At 54.9% G+C, this 16,420-nt stretch carries 15 protein-coding genes; 7 read left to right on the top strand and 8 right to left on the bottom strand.

Annotated features, from left to right (window positions below):
* Positions 1 to 32: 32 nt before the first annotated feature.
* The 6 genes from ACI7RC_RS20070 to ACI7RC_RS20040 all read right to left on the bottom strand — a co-directional run bounded on the left by ACI7RC_RS20070 (position 33) and on the right by ACI7RC_RS20040 (position 8,582).
* Positions 33 to 2,573: an NEW3 domain-containing protein gene (locus tag ACI7RC_RS20070; protein WP_408109984.1), complete on the bottom strand. Its 2,541-nt coding sequence runs from the start codon at positions 2,571 to 2,573 to the stop codon at positions 33 to 35.
* Positions 2,574 to 2,681: 108 nt separating this feature from the next.
* Positions 2,682 to 4,412, bottom strand: a complete 1,731-nt coding sequence (locus ACI7RC_RS20065) for an ABC transporter permease (protein WP_408109983.1) — start codon at positions 4,410 to 4,412, stop codon at positions 2,682 to 2,684.
* Positions 4,413 to 4,427: 15 nt separating this feature from the next.
* Entirely contained in the window at positions 4,428 to 5,510 is a 1,083-nt protein-coding gene (locus ACI7RC_RS20060; protein WP_408109982.1) for an ABC transporter ATP-binding protein, read from the bottom strand.
* A gap of 56 nt (positions 5,511 to 5,566) precedes the next feature.
* Positions 5,567 to 6,670, bottom strand: coding sequence for an extracellular solute-binding protein (locus ACI7RC_RS20055; protein WP_408109981.1), 1,104 nt, complete (start codon positions 6,668 to 6,670; stop codon positions 5,567 to 5,569).
* A gap of 29 nt (positions 6,671 to 6,699) precedes the next feature.
* Positions 6,700 to 7,866, bottom strand: coding sequence for an ROK family transcriptional regulator (locus tag ACI7RC_RS20050; protein WP_408109980.1), 1,167 nt, complete (start codon positions 7,864 to 7,866; stop codon positions 6,700 to 6,702).
* A gap of 380 nt (positions 7,867 to 8,246) precedes the next feature.
* Entirely contained in the window at positions 8,247 to 8,582 is a 336-nt protein-coding gene (locus ACI7RC_RS20040; RefSeq protein ID WP_408109979.1) for a hypothetical protein, read from the bottom strand.
* Positions 8,583 to 8,848: 266 nt separating this feature from the next.
* On the opposite strand from ACI7RC_RS20040, the gene ACI7RC_RS20035 reads away from it, so the two are divergent.
* Both ACI7RC_RS20035 and ACI7RC_RS20030 read left to right on the top strand, forming a co-directional pair.
* Positions 8,849 to 9,097 carry a hypothetical protein gene (locus ACI7RC_RS20035; protein WP_408109978.1) on the top strand — a complete coding sequence of 83 codons (249 nt, stop codon included), beginning with the start codon at positions 8,849 to 8,851 and terminating at the stop codon, positions 9,095 to 9,097.
* Positions 9,098 to 9,326: 229 nt separating this feature from the next.
* Positions 9,327 to 10,439, top strand: a complete 1,113-nt coding sequence (locus ACI7RC_RS20030; RefSeq protein WP_408109977.1) for an aminopeptidase — start codon at positions 9,327 to 9,329, stop codon at positions 10,437 to 10,439.
* 28 nt (positions 10,440 to 10,467) lie between these two features.
* On the opposite strand, the gene ACI7RC_RS20025 is transcribed toward ACI7RC_RS20030, so the two are convergent.
* Positions 10,468 to 10,929 (bottom strand): MFS transporter, encoded by a 462-nt coding sequence (locus tag ACI7RC_RS20025; protein WP_408109976.1) that lies wholly within the window; start codon positions 10,927 to 10,929, stop codon positions 10,468 to 10,470.
* 186 nt (positions 10,930 to 11,115) lie between these two features.
* Between ACI7RC_RS20025 and ACI7RC_RS20020 the strand changes: the two genes are divergently transcribed.
* On the top strand, positions 11,116 to 11,613 hold the full coding sequence (locus ACI7RC_RS20020) for a trypsin-like peptidase domain-containing protein (protein WP_408109975.1): 498 nt from the start codon (positions 11,116 to 11,118) through the stop codon (positions 11,611 to 11,613).
* A 26-nt stretch (positions 11,614 to 11,639) separates the two neighbouring features.
* On the opposite strand, the gene ACI7RC_RS20015 is transcribed toward ACI7RC_RS20020, so the two are convergent.
* Complete coding sequence (locus tag ACI7RC_RS20015) at positions 11,640 to 11,792, bottom strand: hypothetical protein (RefSeq protein WP_408109974.1); 153 nt, start codon at positions 11,790 to 11,792, stop codon at positions 11,640 to 11,642.
* Between the two features lie 142 nt (positions 11,793 to 11,934).
* On the opposite strand from ACI7RC_RS20015, the gene ACI7RC_RS20010 reads away from it, so the two are divergent.
* The 4 genes from ACI7RC_RS20010 to ACI7RC_RS19995 all read left to right on the top strand — a co-directional run bounded on the left by ACI7RC_RS20010 (position 11,935) and on the right by ACI7RC_RS19995 (position 16,276).
* Complete coding sequence (locus tag ACI7RC_RS20010; RefSeq protein WP_408109973.1) at positions 11,935 to 13,041, top strand: YheC/YheD family endospore coat-associated protein; 1,107 nt, start codon at positions 11,935 to 11,937, stop codon at positions 13,039 to 13,041.
* A 195-nt stretch (positions 13,042 to 13,236) separates the two neighbouring features.
* Complete coding sequence (locus tag ACI7RC_RS20005) at positions 13,237 to 14,208, top strand: C40 family peptidase (RefSeq protein WP_408109972.1); 972 nt, start codon at positions 13,237 to 13,239, stop codon at positions 14,206 to 14,208.
* Between the two features lie 164 nt (positions 14,209 to 14,372).
* Complete coding sequence (locus ACI7RC_RS20000) at positions 14,373 to 15,980, top strand: recombinase family protein (protein WP_408109971.1); 1,608 nt, start codon at positions 14,373 to 14,375, stop codon at positions 15,978 to 15,980.
* Positions 15,981 to 16,042: 62 nt separating this feature from the next.
* Positions 16,043 to 16,276 (top strand): S1C family serine protease, encoded by a 234-nt coding sequence (locus tag ACI7RC_RS19995; protein ID WP_408109970.1) that lies wholly within the window; start codon positions 16,043 to 16,045, stop codon positions 16,274 to 16,276.
* The last annotated feature ends 144 nt before the right edge of the window (positions 16,277 to 16,420 follow it).

Below are 16,420 nucleotides of genomic sequence, written 5' to 3'. Positions count from 1 at the left end.
CGCCAGTCTCCGTATCTCTTCCTTTTTTTAGTCTACTGTTTCAGGCTGACCATGTTGACAAACATCCGGATCGCCCCCGGCACCAGGCTGGGGATTTCACGGTACCAGACCAGCGAACTGTAGGTGTACGTTCCCTTGCCGTACGGTGCGGTCAAGAAGGTGCCGGTGAATTCCTCTTCGCCGGGATCACCGGTCGAGATCAGGGCCGTGTACTCGCGTCCCCACTCTGCAGGGTTGTACGCCGCCCGGTCCTGAATCCAGTTGTCCCAATCCGCCTCGGCAATCTTGTTGGGCTGGTTGAAGATCTTGTGATCCGGTGCCAGCATCGTCACTTTGGAATTTTCGTCGGTGACCCGCCACTCGATCAGCGGCTCGCCGATCTTGATCGGGTAAGGCGCCAGTGAAGGCGACCACTTGTCTTCCGGCTTGTGGTACTGCACCACGAGATTGCCGCCGTTTTTCACGTAGTCGAGCAGGCGCTGGTTGCTCGGGATCAGCTCCGGCCGGAAAGCGTAGGCGCGAATGCCCAGTACAATCGTGTCGTATTGGGAGAGATCGCCAAACTGGATGTCCTTTTCCTCCAGATTGACAACGTCAAGGCCCACTTCACGCAGGTATTGATCGATGTTGTCAAAGCCGCTGGAGACGTAGCCGATCTTGATCTTCTCGGGCAGCTTCAAGTCGAATGCCTGAATGTCAACCTTGGCCGGCTGAATGTAGTAGGTCTTGCCAATGTGCGGATACGAAATCACCTGTACGTTCTCCGTGCTTTGTCCTTGCCCGCCTTTTGCCACGGCTTGAATCTCGTACTTGCCGTTGGCTACCTGCGGGGCGGGTGTCACAGTGAAAGAGAGCGATTTCGTCTCCCCTTTGGATGTAAACTGCAATTGCTGGGACGCCGGTTCCGCCTTCCAGCCGTTCGGCACTGACAAGGAAATTGTCGCCTGAGACGTGCCAGGCGCGTAATTGCGAACGCTCACTTTTACCGAAATCGGCTGATCCGTTTTGAGCGTATTGAGGATCGTCGCATTTGGACTCAGGCTCATGGCGTATGGCGGCAGAACGCCAACGGCATTATCCGGGGTCACATGGACGGCAGCCGAAGTGCCAAAGGCTTCATACGTGACGTCGGCGCTGACAATGGACGGTTTGTAAGGGTGAAACTCCTCCGTGTTGGCCGGCACTTTAACCTCGTAGGTGACGGCAGCCGTCTGGCTGTTCCGAAGCTGGTCAAACGAATCCGGGCCTACAGCCCTGGCTGTCCAGCCGTCCGGCAGATTCAGCTTGGCCTTGAGCTTTTTCAGCTCTACCGTTCCACCGTTGTACGCGGTGACGGTGACTTTCGTGGTCTGCCCGGCGACCCATTCACCGGTATCCGGCTTCACCTTGACCACCAGCGAAGCTGCTTCTGCGCTCGCCCGATCCAGCTGTCCCGCTTTCACCTGCAGACGGTGCAGCAGGTCCGTTTTGACCGCTTCGTCGAGCCGGGACTTGTTCACGTCAGCGATCGCGGCCGTGACGTCCGCTTTCATGGCGTGGACCTGACGCGCCACCTCGGCGAATTTCGGATAGACCGCCATCACCTTGTCGGCGTCTTCCTGCAGCTTGCGCAGATCTTTAGCCACATTGTGGTCTTGGCCCTTGGCTTTCGTCTCGACCTCCTTCGCCAGGTCGGTAAACGTATAGGCGATGCCTTCAAACAGACTGGCCTCTTTCTCCTTTGTCTTCACCGCCGATTCTGCCAGCTTGTAATAGGCGTTTTTCGGTCCCTCATCGTACTGGCGTCCCATCCCCTGGCTCTTGTGCATGAAGCGGGACTCTTCGCCAAGCTGCACATACGAGGCACCGTACACCTCGTCGTAATTGCCGACGGGAACCGCGACGGTATAATCCTTTTCATCGGCCGGCAGATACAGCTTTTTCACCTGCCAAGGGCGCAGTCCTTCCTTCAAATGTTCAGGGAACACATTGGGATCGGCGGCATCTTTATAGGCCCGGACCGTTATGATGCTGATCGCCCGATGGTGCCCGTGCGTCGACGGCTCGTTCAGGAAGGCGGGGATCAACACATCGGGCCGCTGTTCGCGAATACTCTTGATCAGCCGCTCGTAGACCACCTCTTCTCCCCACTTTTCCAGTGTTTCGTCCGGGCTCTTGGAGAAGCCGAAATCGTAGATCGGATCGTTCAGTTCCTGACTTAACAACCCTAAGTGGATGTTGGTGATTTTGGAGGCCTCCTGCAATTCACGGGTGCGGATAATCCCCAGGGCGTTGCCGAGCTCGCTGCCAATCTCGTTTTGTCCGCCTTCCCCGCGGTTGGCGATGATACTGGCTGTGTCTACGCCCAGCCCCAGCGAAAGGTAGGCAAGGGTAGCGCTGTGCTCGTCATCCGGGTGTGCGCCGGTGTTCATCGCGCTGGCAATGGTCGTAAGCGGCTTGATCGCCTTCCACAGATCAACGACTCCACGGTCTGCCAAAGCCGGCTGCGCGGCGGCGGGAAAAAACAGGACGCCCGCAATCGCCAGACTGCTGACAAGTGAAAGAGATTTTGAAATCCAGCTTCCTCGCTTCAAATCAGTCCCTCCATTCACAAAATGTTTTCCTGCTTCCAGCTTAAAGCACGGCCAGAGCATGTCTTTGGCCATCTATCATCACGCGGACCTGCCGCGAAATGAACCGTCCTACACCGCAGTCCCCGCCTGATCCCCGGTAAATTTTCGGGTGATGAACAGCACGATAATGATTAGAATCACCTGCAGCACACCATAAGCACAAGCTGTGCCAAATTCGAACGCGTACATGCGCTGGAAAATTTCCACCGAAATCGGCGTCGTCCTGGGCGTAAACAGCAGGATAGAAGCGACGAATTCGCCAATTCCCTGCACCAGCGCCAGCAGCGTCCCGGCGAGAATCCCGCCCAGCGCCATCGGAAAGACGACACGGCGGAAACTGTACCACCAGGTTGCCCCGAGATTGCGGGCCGCTTCCTCGACCGAGCTGTCCATCTGCATCAGCGTAGCCGAGGTGGAGCGGAATACCAGGGGCAGGTGGCGCACAAAGTAGGCGAGCGGCAGGATCCAGAAGGTGCCGACGAGAATCTGGTTGAAACTGAAAATCGTCTGCTGGTTGAACGCCGCGATCAGGTTGATCCCCACTACGGTGCCGGGCAGCGCCCACGGCAGCATGATCAGGACGTCGAGCAACGTCTTTCCTTTAAACCTCAGCCGCACCATCGCGTAAGCGGCCGCCACCCCGAAGATGATGTTGCCAAGGGTGGCGATCAGACTCATCTCAAAGCTGTTGGCGATCGGCCGCCAGGTCTTGCCGTCTGTGAACAATTCCATGTAGTGGCTGAGCGTGTACTTGGGCGGGAGGATCTGCACCGTCCACGTCCCGTCCTCGGACAGAGAGATCAATACCAGCACGAGAATCGGCAGCAGCAGGATCACGACCCCGATGAAGGAGAGAACCATCGAGACGTACCTGCCCCAAGCGCTTTTTACCTCGGTGCGGTGGACGCTTACTCCCTTGCTCATATTCTGATAGTTGCGGACGCCTTGGTACCAGCGCATCAGGATCAGGAATAAAATGGAAACGATCGACAAGATCGTCGACTGTGTCGCCGCCATGTCCAGACTGCCGTTTGTGCGCGACAGGTAGATTTGCATCGTCATCGTCCGGTCGATGCCGAAAATCAGCGGCGCCGTATAGGATGCCATCGAGATCATGAAGACCAAGAGGGACGAGGCGACGATCGCCGGCGTCAGCATCGGCAGGATGACCCGGCGCCAGATGTACAGCCTGCCTGCGCCGAGGCTCGCTGCTGCCTCTTCAAGAGACGGGTCTAATCCTTTTATTGCCGCGGAAGCCGTCATGTAAAAATAGGTGTACATGGTAAAAGTGTGGACGACGACGACTCCCCAAATCCCTTTCAGCGAAAACGGAACCTGCTCCAGGTGAAGCAGGGCTTTCAACGCCCGCGGGATAATCCCGCTCTCCCCGTAGAGAAACGTGAACGACAGCACACCGATCAGCGGCGGCAGGGCCATCGGCACCATCGCCAGCACCGAGAGGATTTTCCGGCCGGGAAATTCGTACCGCTCCAGCAAGAAAGCCATGCCGACGCCGACGATGCCGCAGCAGATGACGCTGAGGACAGAGATGTACAAACTGGTCCAGAGCGCTTCCAGGTTGGCGGTGTGCTCCAGGCTGAAGAACCTCGCATAATTCGCCAATGAGAGCTGACCGTCGATCTTGACGCTTTCCAGGAAGGTCTGGTACATCGGGTAGATGACATATGCCAGCAGGACCAAAAACAGCGGCGCCACCAGGATGTAGACGAAGGAACGGGATGAGGCAAGCGAAAACCGGCGGTTGACAGGAGCGGCGGTCGGCTGTAGTTCTGCTTTCATCGGTCTACCACTCCCTTACCCCACAAAGTAGACGCCCTCTTTCGGGATGTAAAATTGAATTTCCTCGCCGCGCTGTCTGACCCGCCGCCCTTCATTGACGAACATCGCCTTTAACTGGAGGGACCCCACCTCTGTGACATAGTTGACGCTGACGCCGGTAAACTCCGACAAGGCCACCTTTCCCGCGAGCACATTGTGATCCGGCTGTCCTTCACTGGCGATCAGACGAACCGATTCCGGACGGATCGATGTGGTTACCGCCGATCCAGCTTTCAATTCGCATCCGGGTGAGCAGTTTTTTCGCAAGCCGCGAAGCACGACACCCCCGTCAAAGCGAACCACTGCTTCCTCCCTGTCTACACTTTCGACGATGCCGTCCCACAGGTTGGTCTCGCCGATGAACGATGCGACAAAGCGGTTTACCGGCTGGTTGTAAATCTCCTCCGGACTGCCGATCTGCTGTACGACGCCCCCCTGCATGACCATGATCCGATCTGACATGGCCATCGCCTCCGCCTGATCATGGGTGACGTATATTGTCGTGATGCCCAGGTCCAATTGGAGCCGCTTGATTTCCAACCTCGTCTCTTCCCGCAATTTGGCGTCCAGGTTGGACAGGGGTTCGTCCAGCAGCAGAATCCGGGGCTCGATGACCAGCGCCCGGGCCAGTGCCACCCGCTGCTGCTGTCCCCCGGAAAGCTGGTCGATCCGCCGGCCTCCGAGCCCTTGCAAATGGACTTGCTCCTGTGCACGCTCCACTTTTTGGATGATCTCCGCTTTTGGCTTTTTCCGCACCTGCAGGCCGAAAGCGATGTTCTCAAACACGGTCAGATGGGGAAACAGCGCGTAATTTTGAAAGACCATGCCCGTGTTCCGCTTGTTCGGAGGCAGGGTGGTCACATCCTGACTGCCAAAGCGGATGCGTCCGGCACTCGGGTAGTAAAAACCTGCGATCATGCGCAGCGTTGTCGTCTTGCCGCAGCCGCTCGGCCCGAGAAAGGTAAAAAACTCTCCCGGCCTGATCTGGATGTGGACGTCTTCAACCCCGGTAACGCTGCCAAATCTTTTGCTCACGTGGTCTAAAGTTACATCAATCAAGGGGCTACCTCCTTAACGTGCGGGGCGGAGGTCAACTCCGCCCAATTACTACATGATTACTTGGCTCCTTTGCCTTTTATGTTCTCGTCCCAATACTGCATCCAGTCTTTTTCCTTTGCGGCCATCACTGACCAGTCGAGATCCAGCGGCTTTAGTTCCACGCCCTGGAGCCAGGCGGGCAGTTTATCCTTGCTGATATCGGTCCGCGTCGGAATCTGGAAGAGCTTCTCCGAAAATTCCACGACCTGGTTTTCCTCAAATAAAAACTCGTAAAATTTCTTGGCGGCATCCAGGTTTTTGGCCCCTTTGACGATCCCGACCCCATCGACCAGGATCGGCGCGCCGCTCGCCGGATAGATGTAGTCGAACGGCTGGTTTTTCTGTTCTTTTTGAATCATGATGTCCTGAAGGTTCCACAGCGAGAGGGAACCTTCCTGGCGGGCCAGCTTCAGGTACAGATTGGTCGGATCCTGGGCGTACTCCTTCGTGTTGGCATCCAGCTTCTTCAGCCATTCATACCCTTTCTGCGGATCGTCCGCGCCCTGCCGGTAGATCATCGCGGAGTAGATCGTCCGCATCGTCCCCGACGCCAGAACGCCGCGGATGATCACCTTGTCTTTGTACTTCGGGTCGAGCAGGTCGTCCCAATCCTTCGGCGCATCTTCTTTCTTGAGCGCCTCCGGATTGTACATGATGACTTCCGGGAGCAGCATTTCCCCGTACCAGCGATCCTGGGCGTCCTTGTACAGATCGGGAATCTTATCGCCAAAACTGGGTTTGAAGCTCTCCAAAAGCCCTTCGTCAGCAGCCGTCATCAGCGCGGACTGGGTTCCGCCCCACCAGAAGTCCGCCTGCGGATTGGCCTTTTCGCCGCGAACCCGCTCCAGGATCTGCTGAGCGCCCATCGTCAGCGGCTCCACATCGATTTCCGGATATTTTGCTTTAAACTTTCCGACGATTTCCTCCACGACGTTTTTGTCGCGAGCCGTGTAGATCACCAGCTTTTGCGATTCCGGCTTTGGCGCCTCCGCCGCCGGCTCCTGGCCGCTTCCCGCGGCATTTTCCTGCGGCTTCTCTGCTGGCGCACCGCCGCATGCCGTCAGCAGCAGAAACAACGAACCGGCGAGCAAACCGCTCAGCCATTTTGCAGATTTCCTCATTTTGAATGACCCCCTTTTTTTCGTATCGTTCATCTCACCTGTTTTGGAAACGGTTCCAAAACGCTGAATACGGCCCCGAACAATCCCGCCTGCTCCCCCAGTGTGGCGAAGGTGATTTGCGGCACGACGGGCACCCACTGACGAAGCAGCGTCTCCATCCGGTTCTTTCCGGCTTCGCCGACGTGGATCATCTCGCCGCTCAAGACGAGCAGCTCCGGATCGAGCACACTGACCAGGTTGGCCATGCCGAGCGTCCAGTGCCGGTACACATCCTCCAGCAGCCGACGTGCCGCCGCGTTTGTCTCCGAAGCCTGCACCAACTGCTTGATGACGCTCGCCGCCGGATCCGTTTCCGGCATGATCGCCAGCGCACTGTCCAGGACCCCGGAGACAGCGTAATTTTGTTCAAAGACGCCGTATCCCCCGGGAGAACACTTGCGGGCCGGGCCGATCATCATGTACCCGATTTCACCTGCCGCCTCGGTGCTGCCCCGGTAAAACTGGCCGTCGATGACAATTCCCGCACCGATCCCGGTCCCCACGTACATGTAGACCAGATTGGCCACCCCTCTGCCGACACCCCGGTAGTACTCGCCCAGCGTCATCATGTTGACGTCGTTGTCGATCGTGACGGGTACTCCCAGGCGGGCCTCCATCTCCTGCTGCACGGGCAGTCCCATCCATCCGGTACTGGGAGCGTAGCTGACAGTGCCGTTCCGCTTTCGCGTGATCCCCGGCAGTCCGAGGCCCATTCCCAGCAGCCTGTCTTTTTCAAACCCGGTTTCGGCAAGCAGCACAGCAAGGCCCGCTTCCAGGCTTTGCGTCGCCGTCTCCCCGTCTGTCGGCTGAACCAGCCGGGTGTGGTAGCGGGCCAGCAGATCGCCGTGCAGGTCAGCGATCGCCATATGCAGCGTGCTGCCGTCAAATACGGCGCCAACCACCAATTGGGCCTGTGAATTGTACTCCAGCAAAATCGGCCTGCGCCCGCCTTTCGACTCGCCAACCCCGACTTCGTTGATCAGCCCTTCTTGTATCAGCTCATCGACCAGCGCAGAGACACAAGGGCGGCTCAACTCGGTATGCTTCGCCAAATCCGCCCGTGACATCTGGCCCCGCTTTTTCAGTTGGTAGAGGATCCCCTGCCTGTTGATTTGCTTAACGAACTTGGCGTTACCGGTTCGACCGCGGCCTAGCAAAGAGTGCTCACCACCTTTATTAGTTAAAATGACTAACAAAGTTCTTGCTTCGAATTATAAGACAGGAATATTTAACCAGTCAATATTTTCTTAATACTTTGTCTTTTACTAGCGCGATCGCTCCTTGCCGATAGCGGCAAGGGTCTTTACGGTAGTCCCAATTTTCCGGAAAACTCGACATAACGATAAAAGCCCGTTAGCTTTAAGTGATAGAGCTTTGTTGGGCAAGTGGTGATTACTCATTAGTATCATGCTACGTTTTCTCCACGCGAAATACTGCCAGGTGCTAACGTCTAAAACATTGGAGATACAGAGAGATAAATAGAAAAACGCCGTAACATTTACGGCGCTTTATACGATAATTGAGTTATTTAACGGTTTCATGGATTGAAAATTTGTTGTAAATGTAAAGTGAGAGTGGAAGCTACGGCAGACGGGTCTGCTATCACGCCATAAGTGAGAAGCATTTTCAATGCGCCCATACCGAGAAAAACAGAAATAAATACCATGAGCCTATTAGACAAATTCCCGTACCAACCGAACCGATTTAAAGCATCACCCAGTAAAGCGAATACAGCAAGGAATAACATGAAAAACAGGTAAAACATTTTGCTGTTAGTTATGTAAATCGAATATAAAAAGTACTCCAAACCTAAAAAGTTGAATGTCATTATGGGAATAAGCCCTATCATGACAAGTATTCTTTTTGCAATCATGGAAGAACCCCCCTTAAAAAAGGGTAGCAAAGCGAATACCCTGCTACACATTATATCATATTTCCCAGGTAATGGAAACTGTCAAATTTGGCTTAATAGCTGTACAGATAGCCATAAGTGTCTGTGTGCCAGTCACCATACATTCTAATGGATTTATTATGTTTATAACAGGAATAATTACTAGTCGTTATTTTCCCAATACTCTGTCCCTTTGTATCAGGATCTCCTATACTAATCAGTAAGAACCACATTTTGGAGGTAGTGAGATGGTCAGTAACCCGTTTGCAAGGTTCTTCCGGAAAAAATGGGAGCTCGTCTACTCGACCCAGGAGGTGCAGACATACGCGGAGATTACAGGCAGGCTGAGGAATCACGGCATTCGGGTAAAAACGGAGTCATTCAGCGGTGGCGGCGGCCAGGGGGGCGGATACGGCTTTGCCACGACGTACCACATCTACGTGCCCGCCGAGGCTGTTCATCAAGCCCATTCCGTGATTCATCACGCCGGGCCGTAAGGATTTTTGGAACTTTTTAACGGGCTGTTGCGTATACTGATAGTACCGGATCCTGTTTTTATACAGCGCGTTTCGTCATTGGGGCTACTCATCGATGAGTAGTTCTTTTTTTCGCCGAACGGAGGATTTAGTAAAAAAAATTTTATCTATAGGATCCTCCTGCTATTCGTTTTTTCCCGGCTTTTGTGTACAATATGAACGTAATAACCATGAAATGGAGGGACAGTCGATGAAAGATCCACGCCTTGATCAGCTTGCCGACAACCTGGTCAACTACTCGACCCGTGTGCAGCCGGGTGAAAACGTTTTAATTTACGCCATCGGCCAGGTGCCGGAACTGGTCCGAGCAGTGATCCGTAAGGTGTACGAAGCGGGCGGCCATCCGTACGTGCAGCTGATCGACCAGACGATCAACCGCGAGCTGATGTTGGGCTTGAAAGAAGAGCAATTGGCGGTCATGCGGGAAGCAGACGTCAGCTTCATGAAAAAAATGGACTGTTACATAGGAATTCGCAGCGGCGACAACATCAATGAACTCTCCGACGTACCTGACGAAAAAATGAGCATGTACAACCGGCTGTTCCAGCGCCCGGTGCTCGACGTACGCGTACCGGAAACCAAGTGGGTCATCCTCCGCTATCCCAACGCTTCCATGGCCCAGCTGGCCAACATGAGCACGGATGCGTTCGAAGACTTTTACTTCAAGGTCTGCAACCTCGACTACAGCAAGATGTCCAAAGCGATGGAAAATCTGGTGTCCCTCATGAACAAGACGGATAAGGTGCGGATTACCGGTCCGGGTACCGACCTTACCTTCTCGATTAAGGGGATTCCGGCGATCAAGTGCGCCGGCAGCAACAACATTCCAGACGGCGAAGTATTTACCGCACCGGTGAAGGATTCGGTCAACGGCGTGATTTCCTACAATACGCCTTCGCCCTACAACGGCTTTACGTACGACAACGTGAAGCTGACCTTCCGGGATGGAAAAATTATTGAGGCGACCGCCAACGACACCGAGAAGATCAACAAAGTGTTCGACACCGATGAAGGTGCCCGTTACGTCGGCGAGTTTGCCATCGGGGTCAACCCGTTTATCCAGAATCCGATGAAGGACATCCTCTTCGACGAAAAGATCGACGGCAGCTTCCACTTCACCCCGGGGCAATGCTACGAAGAGGCGCCGAACGGCAACAAATCGTCGATTCACTGGGACCTGGTCTGCATCCAGCGTCCGGAGTGGGGCGGCGGCGAAATCTACTTCGACGACAGGCTGATCCGCAAGGATGGACGTTTTGTCGTACCGGAGCTGGAACCGCTCAACCCGGAAAACCTGAAATAAACTGTTTGACGAACAGAGGGCGGATCTCCTATCGATCTGCCCTCTTCCTTTCAGCTTGATATCGCCGCTGACTTTCCTTGGTGCCGCCGCACATACACCTGTTGACCCTGCCAGTAGAACAGGATCGCTCCCAGCGTAATACCATCATGGAGACGATCAGCCAAGCGGCGTTTTGCGACAGGGCAAAACCGAAAGCCGCGGCAACGCCTCCGGCAGCGCTGAGCAGAGTCAGCAGCAGGGGTTCCTCCGCAATGGCGAAGCCGAAAAAGACGAGCGCGGTGGTTAGCAGAGAGCCGATCATAACTTTTTTCCTGCCGACGAGATCGGACAGGGTCCCCCCAAGAAAGCCGCTGCATGTACTAGCCAGCGGTCCTGCTCCGATGATCAGGCCGATCACAGCGGGAGTCATCCTGGTCCGATCGCTCAGGTATATCGCCAAAAAAGGCATGGTCATCGCTTTTGCCATCATCACGAAAGTGTTTCCGATCAACAGGGCCGTGACGAGCGGATCAATCCGGCAAAGCGAACCGTCAGGAGATGGTGATGGACGGTGCTTTTAGCCAGATCAAGATTTTTCCTCCGCGTATTTCCGGCAGGCACTGGTACAGATTTGGGCGTTCCTTCGCTGGCCCTGTGCCATACATTGATATATACCTAGTTGCGAGGGGATGAATACGTGAAGCGAAAGAAATTATCGACCCTTGTCAATCATGTGTACCCGGCAAACAGCAGCCTGCATCCGTTGAATTTTTTTGTCCCGCTGGTAGAACAGGTAAAGAACGGTGTCGTGTCAATCGTTACAGCCGGAAAAACCAGTTCGTCCGACCTGAAGCGCCTCATCCACGAATTCCTGGGGGATGAATTGGAGGATGTGACGCAGCGCAATTTCGGTTCCGGATTTATCTTCCATCCCAAAGGGTATATCCTGACCAGTGAACACGTCGTAGCGAACAGTGAAACGATCCTGGTAAAGCTATGCGATGGCCGTGTCTTTCAAGCAAAGCCTGTCTACACAAATGAAACAAGGGATTATGCCGTCTTGAAAATAAACGCCGGCCCTCGGATTCAACCCCTTCCCTTGGGCAGCTCCGCCGAGACGAGAGTAGGAGAATGGGTGCTGAGCATCGGTGCTCCTATGGGTCTGGAAAACTCCGTCACAGCGGAGTGCACATGATCAGAGCAAAGCGGCCGGGACTGCCGTTATGTTTTTGCCGATCGGCTTTTCCCGAGCAACCGGGCGACCAGCCGGTAAAACTCCTCCACTTCCTCCCGGGTTGGCTGCTTCGTCGGCGAAACGATGCGGATTTCACCGTACTTTCCTGCGAGCACCTTGAGGACGCGCCTTTGTTCCACGTGCTTCCCCTCCCATCGTTTTCCCCCACTTTATGATCCCCGCACTCGTCCTATGCAAGCTGCGGGGCACCAATCTCCCGTATCATTTATACATTAGCAAGTAGGGAGTTGTTCGAGAAAGAACAGAGAGGATGTTGGACAAATGGGGAAGCCTCACATCGGGATTCTAACCTACCGCAACGGTCACAGATTTCAAGAGCCCGGATATTTTCGGCGGCTGATATCCGAAGGACAAAAGCTTGGCGCCACCGTCTTTTTATTCTCCCACGAGGATGCCTTTGAGCGCAGACGGGTCATTCGCGGCTTTACCCCCTCGGCAAAAGGGGGCTGGGAGAGCAAGCTGTTTCCGTGGCCGGATGTGGTGATTGACCGCTGCCGCAAAGGATCGCCGGGCTATCGCCAATTTCGCAGAAAAAAGTTGTTCCTCTACGCCAACAACACGTACACCAACAAATGGAACGCCACACAGCTCTTTTTGAAAGACGATGCTGTGCAGCGCTGGATGCCGGACACCGTGGCCTATTCACCGGAGCATCTCAGGCAAATGCTGAAAAAATACCGCCTGCTCTACATCAAGCCGGGCAATGGGACAGGCGGCCGCAGCATCCTCAAGCTGACGCGCACGGCCGAGGGATACACCGTGCTTGGCCGAGACAACAGGCTGGTCAAGAAAACTGCCCGTTTTCAAACCCTTCCGCCGCTGATTCAATGGCTGAACCGGTGGGTAAAAACCGAGCGGATCCGGGAAGGCAACTTTATGATTCAACAAGGCCTCGACCTTTCACTCGTTCCGGGCCGCGCTACCGACATCCGCCTGCTCATCCAGAAAAACGAGCTGGGCGAATGGGACATCACCGGACTTGGCATCCGCATCGGCGGAAAAAACAGCTCAACCTCCAATCTGCACGGCGGCGGCAAAGCCGTCCCCTTCGAAAGCTTAATGGCAGAGCGCTTCGGTCCGGAACAAACCAAATCCATCCTCCTGGAATGCCACGAGTTGGCCCGACAAGTCGTCCATACGATCGAACGCCACTTTGGCCCGATGATGGAATTCGGCTTGGATATCGGCGTTGATGTAAATGGCCGCGTCTGGCTGATCGAAGTCAACCCCAAGCCAGGCCGGGAAATTTTCAAGCGTATAGGGAGAATGGACCTATATCGCCGCTCGATTCAACGCCCCCTTCAGTACGCCCTGCACCTTTTGCAGGCGTCCAAACACCCCCCGCTGAACCGGGAAAACACTGGTTAACAATAACTTCCAGGCACTTTTGCTCTTTCTTCGGAAAGAGCTTTTTTAATAGGCCTTTTGCGCTATTTTCTCGTTGGGACTATGTGTTCAAATTCCTGGATGGAAAATTTTTGGCACTTAATTCTCTGGAAGTGCTGCTTTAAGATGGGAATGTGCCCAGAAGCAAGGGCAACACCTACATCTAGGAGGGACAACATGACAAAACGAGATTGGGTAACACGATCAACGATGGCGATCATGCTGAGCGCATCCCTATTGATGTTCGCTGACGGCGGACAAGCTGTTTTCGCTGCAACCGCCCAAAAAGCCGATTTGACTGACACCGTAGAGACGGCGTACGACCTCGTCGGCAAACCGTTCAAGAAAAATGCCGAAGGGCCTTCCGCCTTCGACACCGCCGGTTACATCCAGTACGTTTTCTCCCAACAAGGAGTGAAGCTGCCGGACAACATTCGCGATATGTACAACAAGGGAACCAAGATCAATACCGCTAACCTGAAGCCGGGAGATGTCGTCTTTATCAAGACAAGCCCAAGCTCCAGCCTCTTGAATTACGCCGGCATCTACGTCGGCAATGACACATTCCTCTACGCTTCTGTAGGCCAACAAAAAGTAATTGAGCAAAGTCTCTCAACAGTGAAGGATAAACTGGCCGGTGTACGCCGATACATAGACCTGGAGACAGAACAGCCGCCGGCAGAAAAACCAGCCGATCCGCCGAAAGACTCCGGAGTGGCAAAACCGGACAAGAACAGCGAAGCCTCGACCTTGGGGCAAAAGATTATCAAAACGGGTGAAAAGTACCTGGGGACACCGTATAAATTCGGGGCCAAGACAGGCAATACCAGCTCCTTTGACTGCTCCTCGTTCACCCAGTACGTCATGCAGCAAAACGGCATCAAGATCAGCCGTGGAGCCCGCGCCCAATTTAAAGACGGGAAAAAGGTAGACCGCAAAGACCTGCGTGTCGGCGACCTGATCTTCTTCTCCACCGAGAACAACATCAAAAAGTACCCAGCTGGTTCGATCAACCGCATCGGCCATGTGGGGATTTACGCCGGCAACGGAAAAGTCCTGCACACGTATGGAAGCGGCGGAGTCAGATACAGCAGCATTGAAAAAGGCTGGTGGAACGACCACTACGTAACGGCTGCCCGCTACTTCTGATCCAATTTGGCTGCCAAAACGGAAAAAACGCTCTCTTGCGAATACTCTCAGAAAAAGGAGATACCTTTACCATAAAGGGATCTCCTTTTTTATGTTCTGGCCGATACAGTATGAAGCGGCACAGCCCAGTGACGGATTCGAAACACATGTGGGAGGTGGCATACGTGTATAACCGGCAGTTTAGTCCCCAGGCCTGCATCAAGCATCCTGTCGTCTACCTGCGAAGGTCACGGGAAGATGCGGAGCGAGAAGTCCGTACCGGAGAGGACACGCTGGCCATGCAGCGGGAAGTCATGGAACGGGTCTTGCGGGAGTACGGCCTGCCGTACGACCTGAAGGTGGAGATCGGCAGCGGCGACAAGATCGCAGCCCGGCCGATTTTTCAGCAGGTGCTGCGTGATTTGCGCAGCGGCCTGTACGACAGTATCGCCGTCAAGGATATTTCCCGTCTGACGCGCGGGGATTTTTCGGATTACGGCACCGTTTACGACCTGATTTGCAGCAGGCGGATCTACATACTCACGCCTTACCGCCTCTACGACCCGGGAAACGCAAACGACCTCAGGCAAATCCGCTTTGAGCTGTTTTTGTCGCGGGAGGAGTTTGAAGTCATCCGCGAACGGATGCAGGGGGCCAAATACGCCTATGCGATGGCGGGGAAGTTTATGGGCTCTACGCCCGCCCTCGGATACCAGTTCAATCCCAAAACACAGCACCTGGAGATCGCTTCCCGGGAGGCGGAACTGGTCAGGCGGATCTTTGCCCTCTACATCAACGGCCTGGGAGGAAAAGAGATGGGCTACCGTGCCATCGCTACCTTTCTCACCCGTTCCGGTGTGCCCTCGCCGCGGGGGCACGCCCGCTGGAACCCGACCACGGTGAGAAAAATCCTGCAGAATCCCGTCTACGTGGGAGAGATTCGCTACCGGACCGGCTCCGCGCACAAGAGCGGGCCTTCCGTCAGGGCGGAAGACGAACAGATCATCGTCACCTCCGCCCACGAGCCGATTGTCAGCCCGGAAGTCTTTGCGCGGGCACAAGCCAAAGCCCGGCAGTCTCGCAAGCCTGCTACCCCGTTTGATCGCGAGACGAGCGAACTGTCCGGGCTGATCCGCTGCGGCAAATGCCAACGCGGCCTGGTCAAGCAGGCTGCCAAAAGCAGTTACCAAAAAAAGGATGGATCCATCAGCCGCTACCATAAAGAGATGCTCTGGTGTACGACAGTCGGCTGCACCTATGTTTCCTACCGGGCCGTTGAAGAGGCCATCTTTGGTTTTCTTCAGCAGCTTCCGCCGCTTTCCCCGTCCGAGCTGCGCAAGCACCTGTCCGCCCCGGACCTGGCAGGTGGCCAGGCAACCGCTGAGGATGAGTTGGGCATGCTCCTGCGGCAGCGCTCGGAGTGGAAGAAACGGCTCACCTTTGTGTACCGAAATTACGAATCAGGCACGTATTCGGAGCCTGAATTCATCTCCCGCCGGGAGGAAGTCTGCAGCCAAATCCGGCAGATCGATCAGCTGATCTCCCGGCTGCGGCAGTCTGTTGACCCGGCTGCAGCGGAAGCCTGTGGTGAACCGGAGCGTTCAGCAAAGCCTGTCTTCCTGCATGAGCTGTATCAGTCGCAGCATACTGCGTCAGCAAAAAACCAACTGCTGCGCGGATTGATCGAGTCGGCCACCCTGCGTGTTTCCGCAAAGGGAAGCGGGAGAAAGCCGTCTGCCTTTCAGCTTGAGATCGCCTTTCGCCTGGCGGGATTATTCGGCGACTCCTTGTAGCGGCCGCTGTTTGCACGGCAAGTCTCTTCTGCCTTTGGCAGGTACGTGTTGACTTTGCCACAGTGGGAATTATCAGTGCAAAAAACCGCCGGCTGCAAGTTTCCCGCCGCGCCTACGAGGAAATCCTGCAGACAGATGCGGCGATCAATCCTGGCAACAGCGGTGGACCTTTGATCAACCTGTACGGTGAAGTCATCGGGGTAAACGCGTTTATTATTCAATCAAGCCAATCGCTCGGCTTTGCGATTGGCATAGATTCCCTTAAGCCTTATTTGCACAAATTTTTTCGCGAGTGAGGAAGCATTGAAACGCTTCCCTTCGATCGCGCGGGAAGCGTTTCGACACGTGTCCAGTCTAGATTGCGAGTTGGACGCCGCTCGCCTTTTGCTCGAGCATTTTTTTTCTACGACTGACCAATTATCTAACAAGGATTTCCAATC

Origin of the sequence: Brevibacillus sp. B_LB10_24, from assembly GCF_046036945.1 — a bacterium.
GTDB lineage: Bacteria > Bacillota > Bacilli > Brevibacillales > Brevibacillaceae > Brevibacillus_C.
This window is presented reverse-complemented; position numbering and strand designations above follow the sequence as displayed.

Coding starts and splice junctions, on each gene's coding strand:
- ACI7RC_RS20065 (WP_408109983.1), bottom strand. CDS start 4,412: ATGAAAGCAGAACTACAGCCGACCGCCGCTCCTGTCAACCGCCGGTTT.
- ACI7RC_RS20055 (WP_408109981.1), bottom strand. CDS start 6,670: ATGAGGAAATCTGCAAAATGGCTGAGCGGTTTGCTCGCCGGTTCGTTG.
- ACI7RC_RS20040 (WP_408109979.1), bottom strand. CDS start 8,582: ATGATTGCAAAAAGAATACTTGTCATGATAGGGCTTATTCCCATAATG.
- ACI7RC_RS20035 (WP_408109978.1), top strand. CDS start 8,849: ATGGTCAGTAACCCGTTTGCAAGGTTCTTCCGGAAAAAATGGGAGCTC.
- ACI7RC_RS20030 (WP_408109977.1), top strand. CDS start 9,327: ATGAAAGATCCACGCCTTGATCAGCTTGCCGACAACCTGGTCAACTAC.
- ACI7RC_RS20010 (WP_408109973.1), top strand. CDS start 11,935: ATGGGGAAGCCTCACATCGGGATTCTAACCTACCGCAACGGTCACAGA.
- ACI7RC_RS20005 (WP_408109972.1), top strand. CDS start 13,237: ATGACAAAACGAGATTGGGTAACACGATCAACGATGGCGATCATGCTG.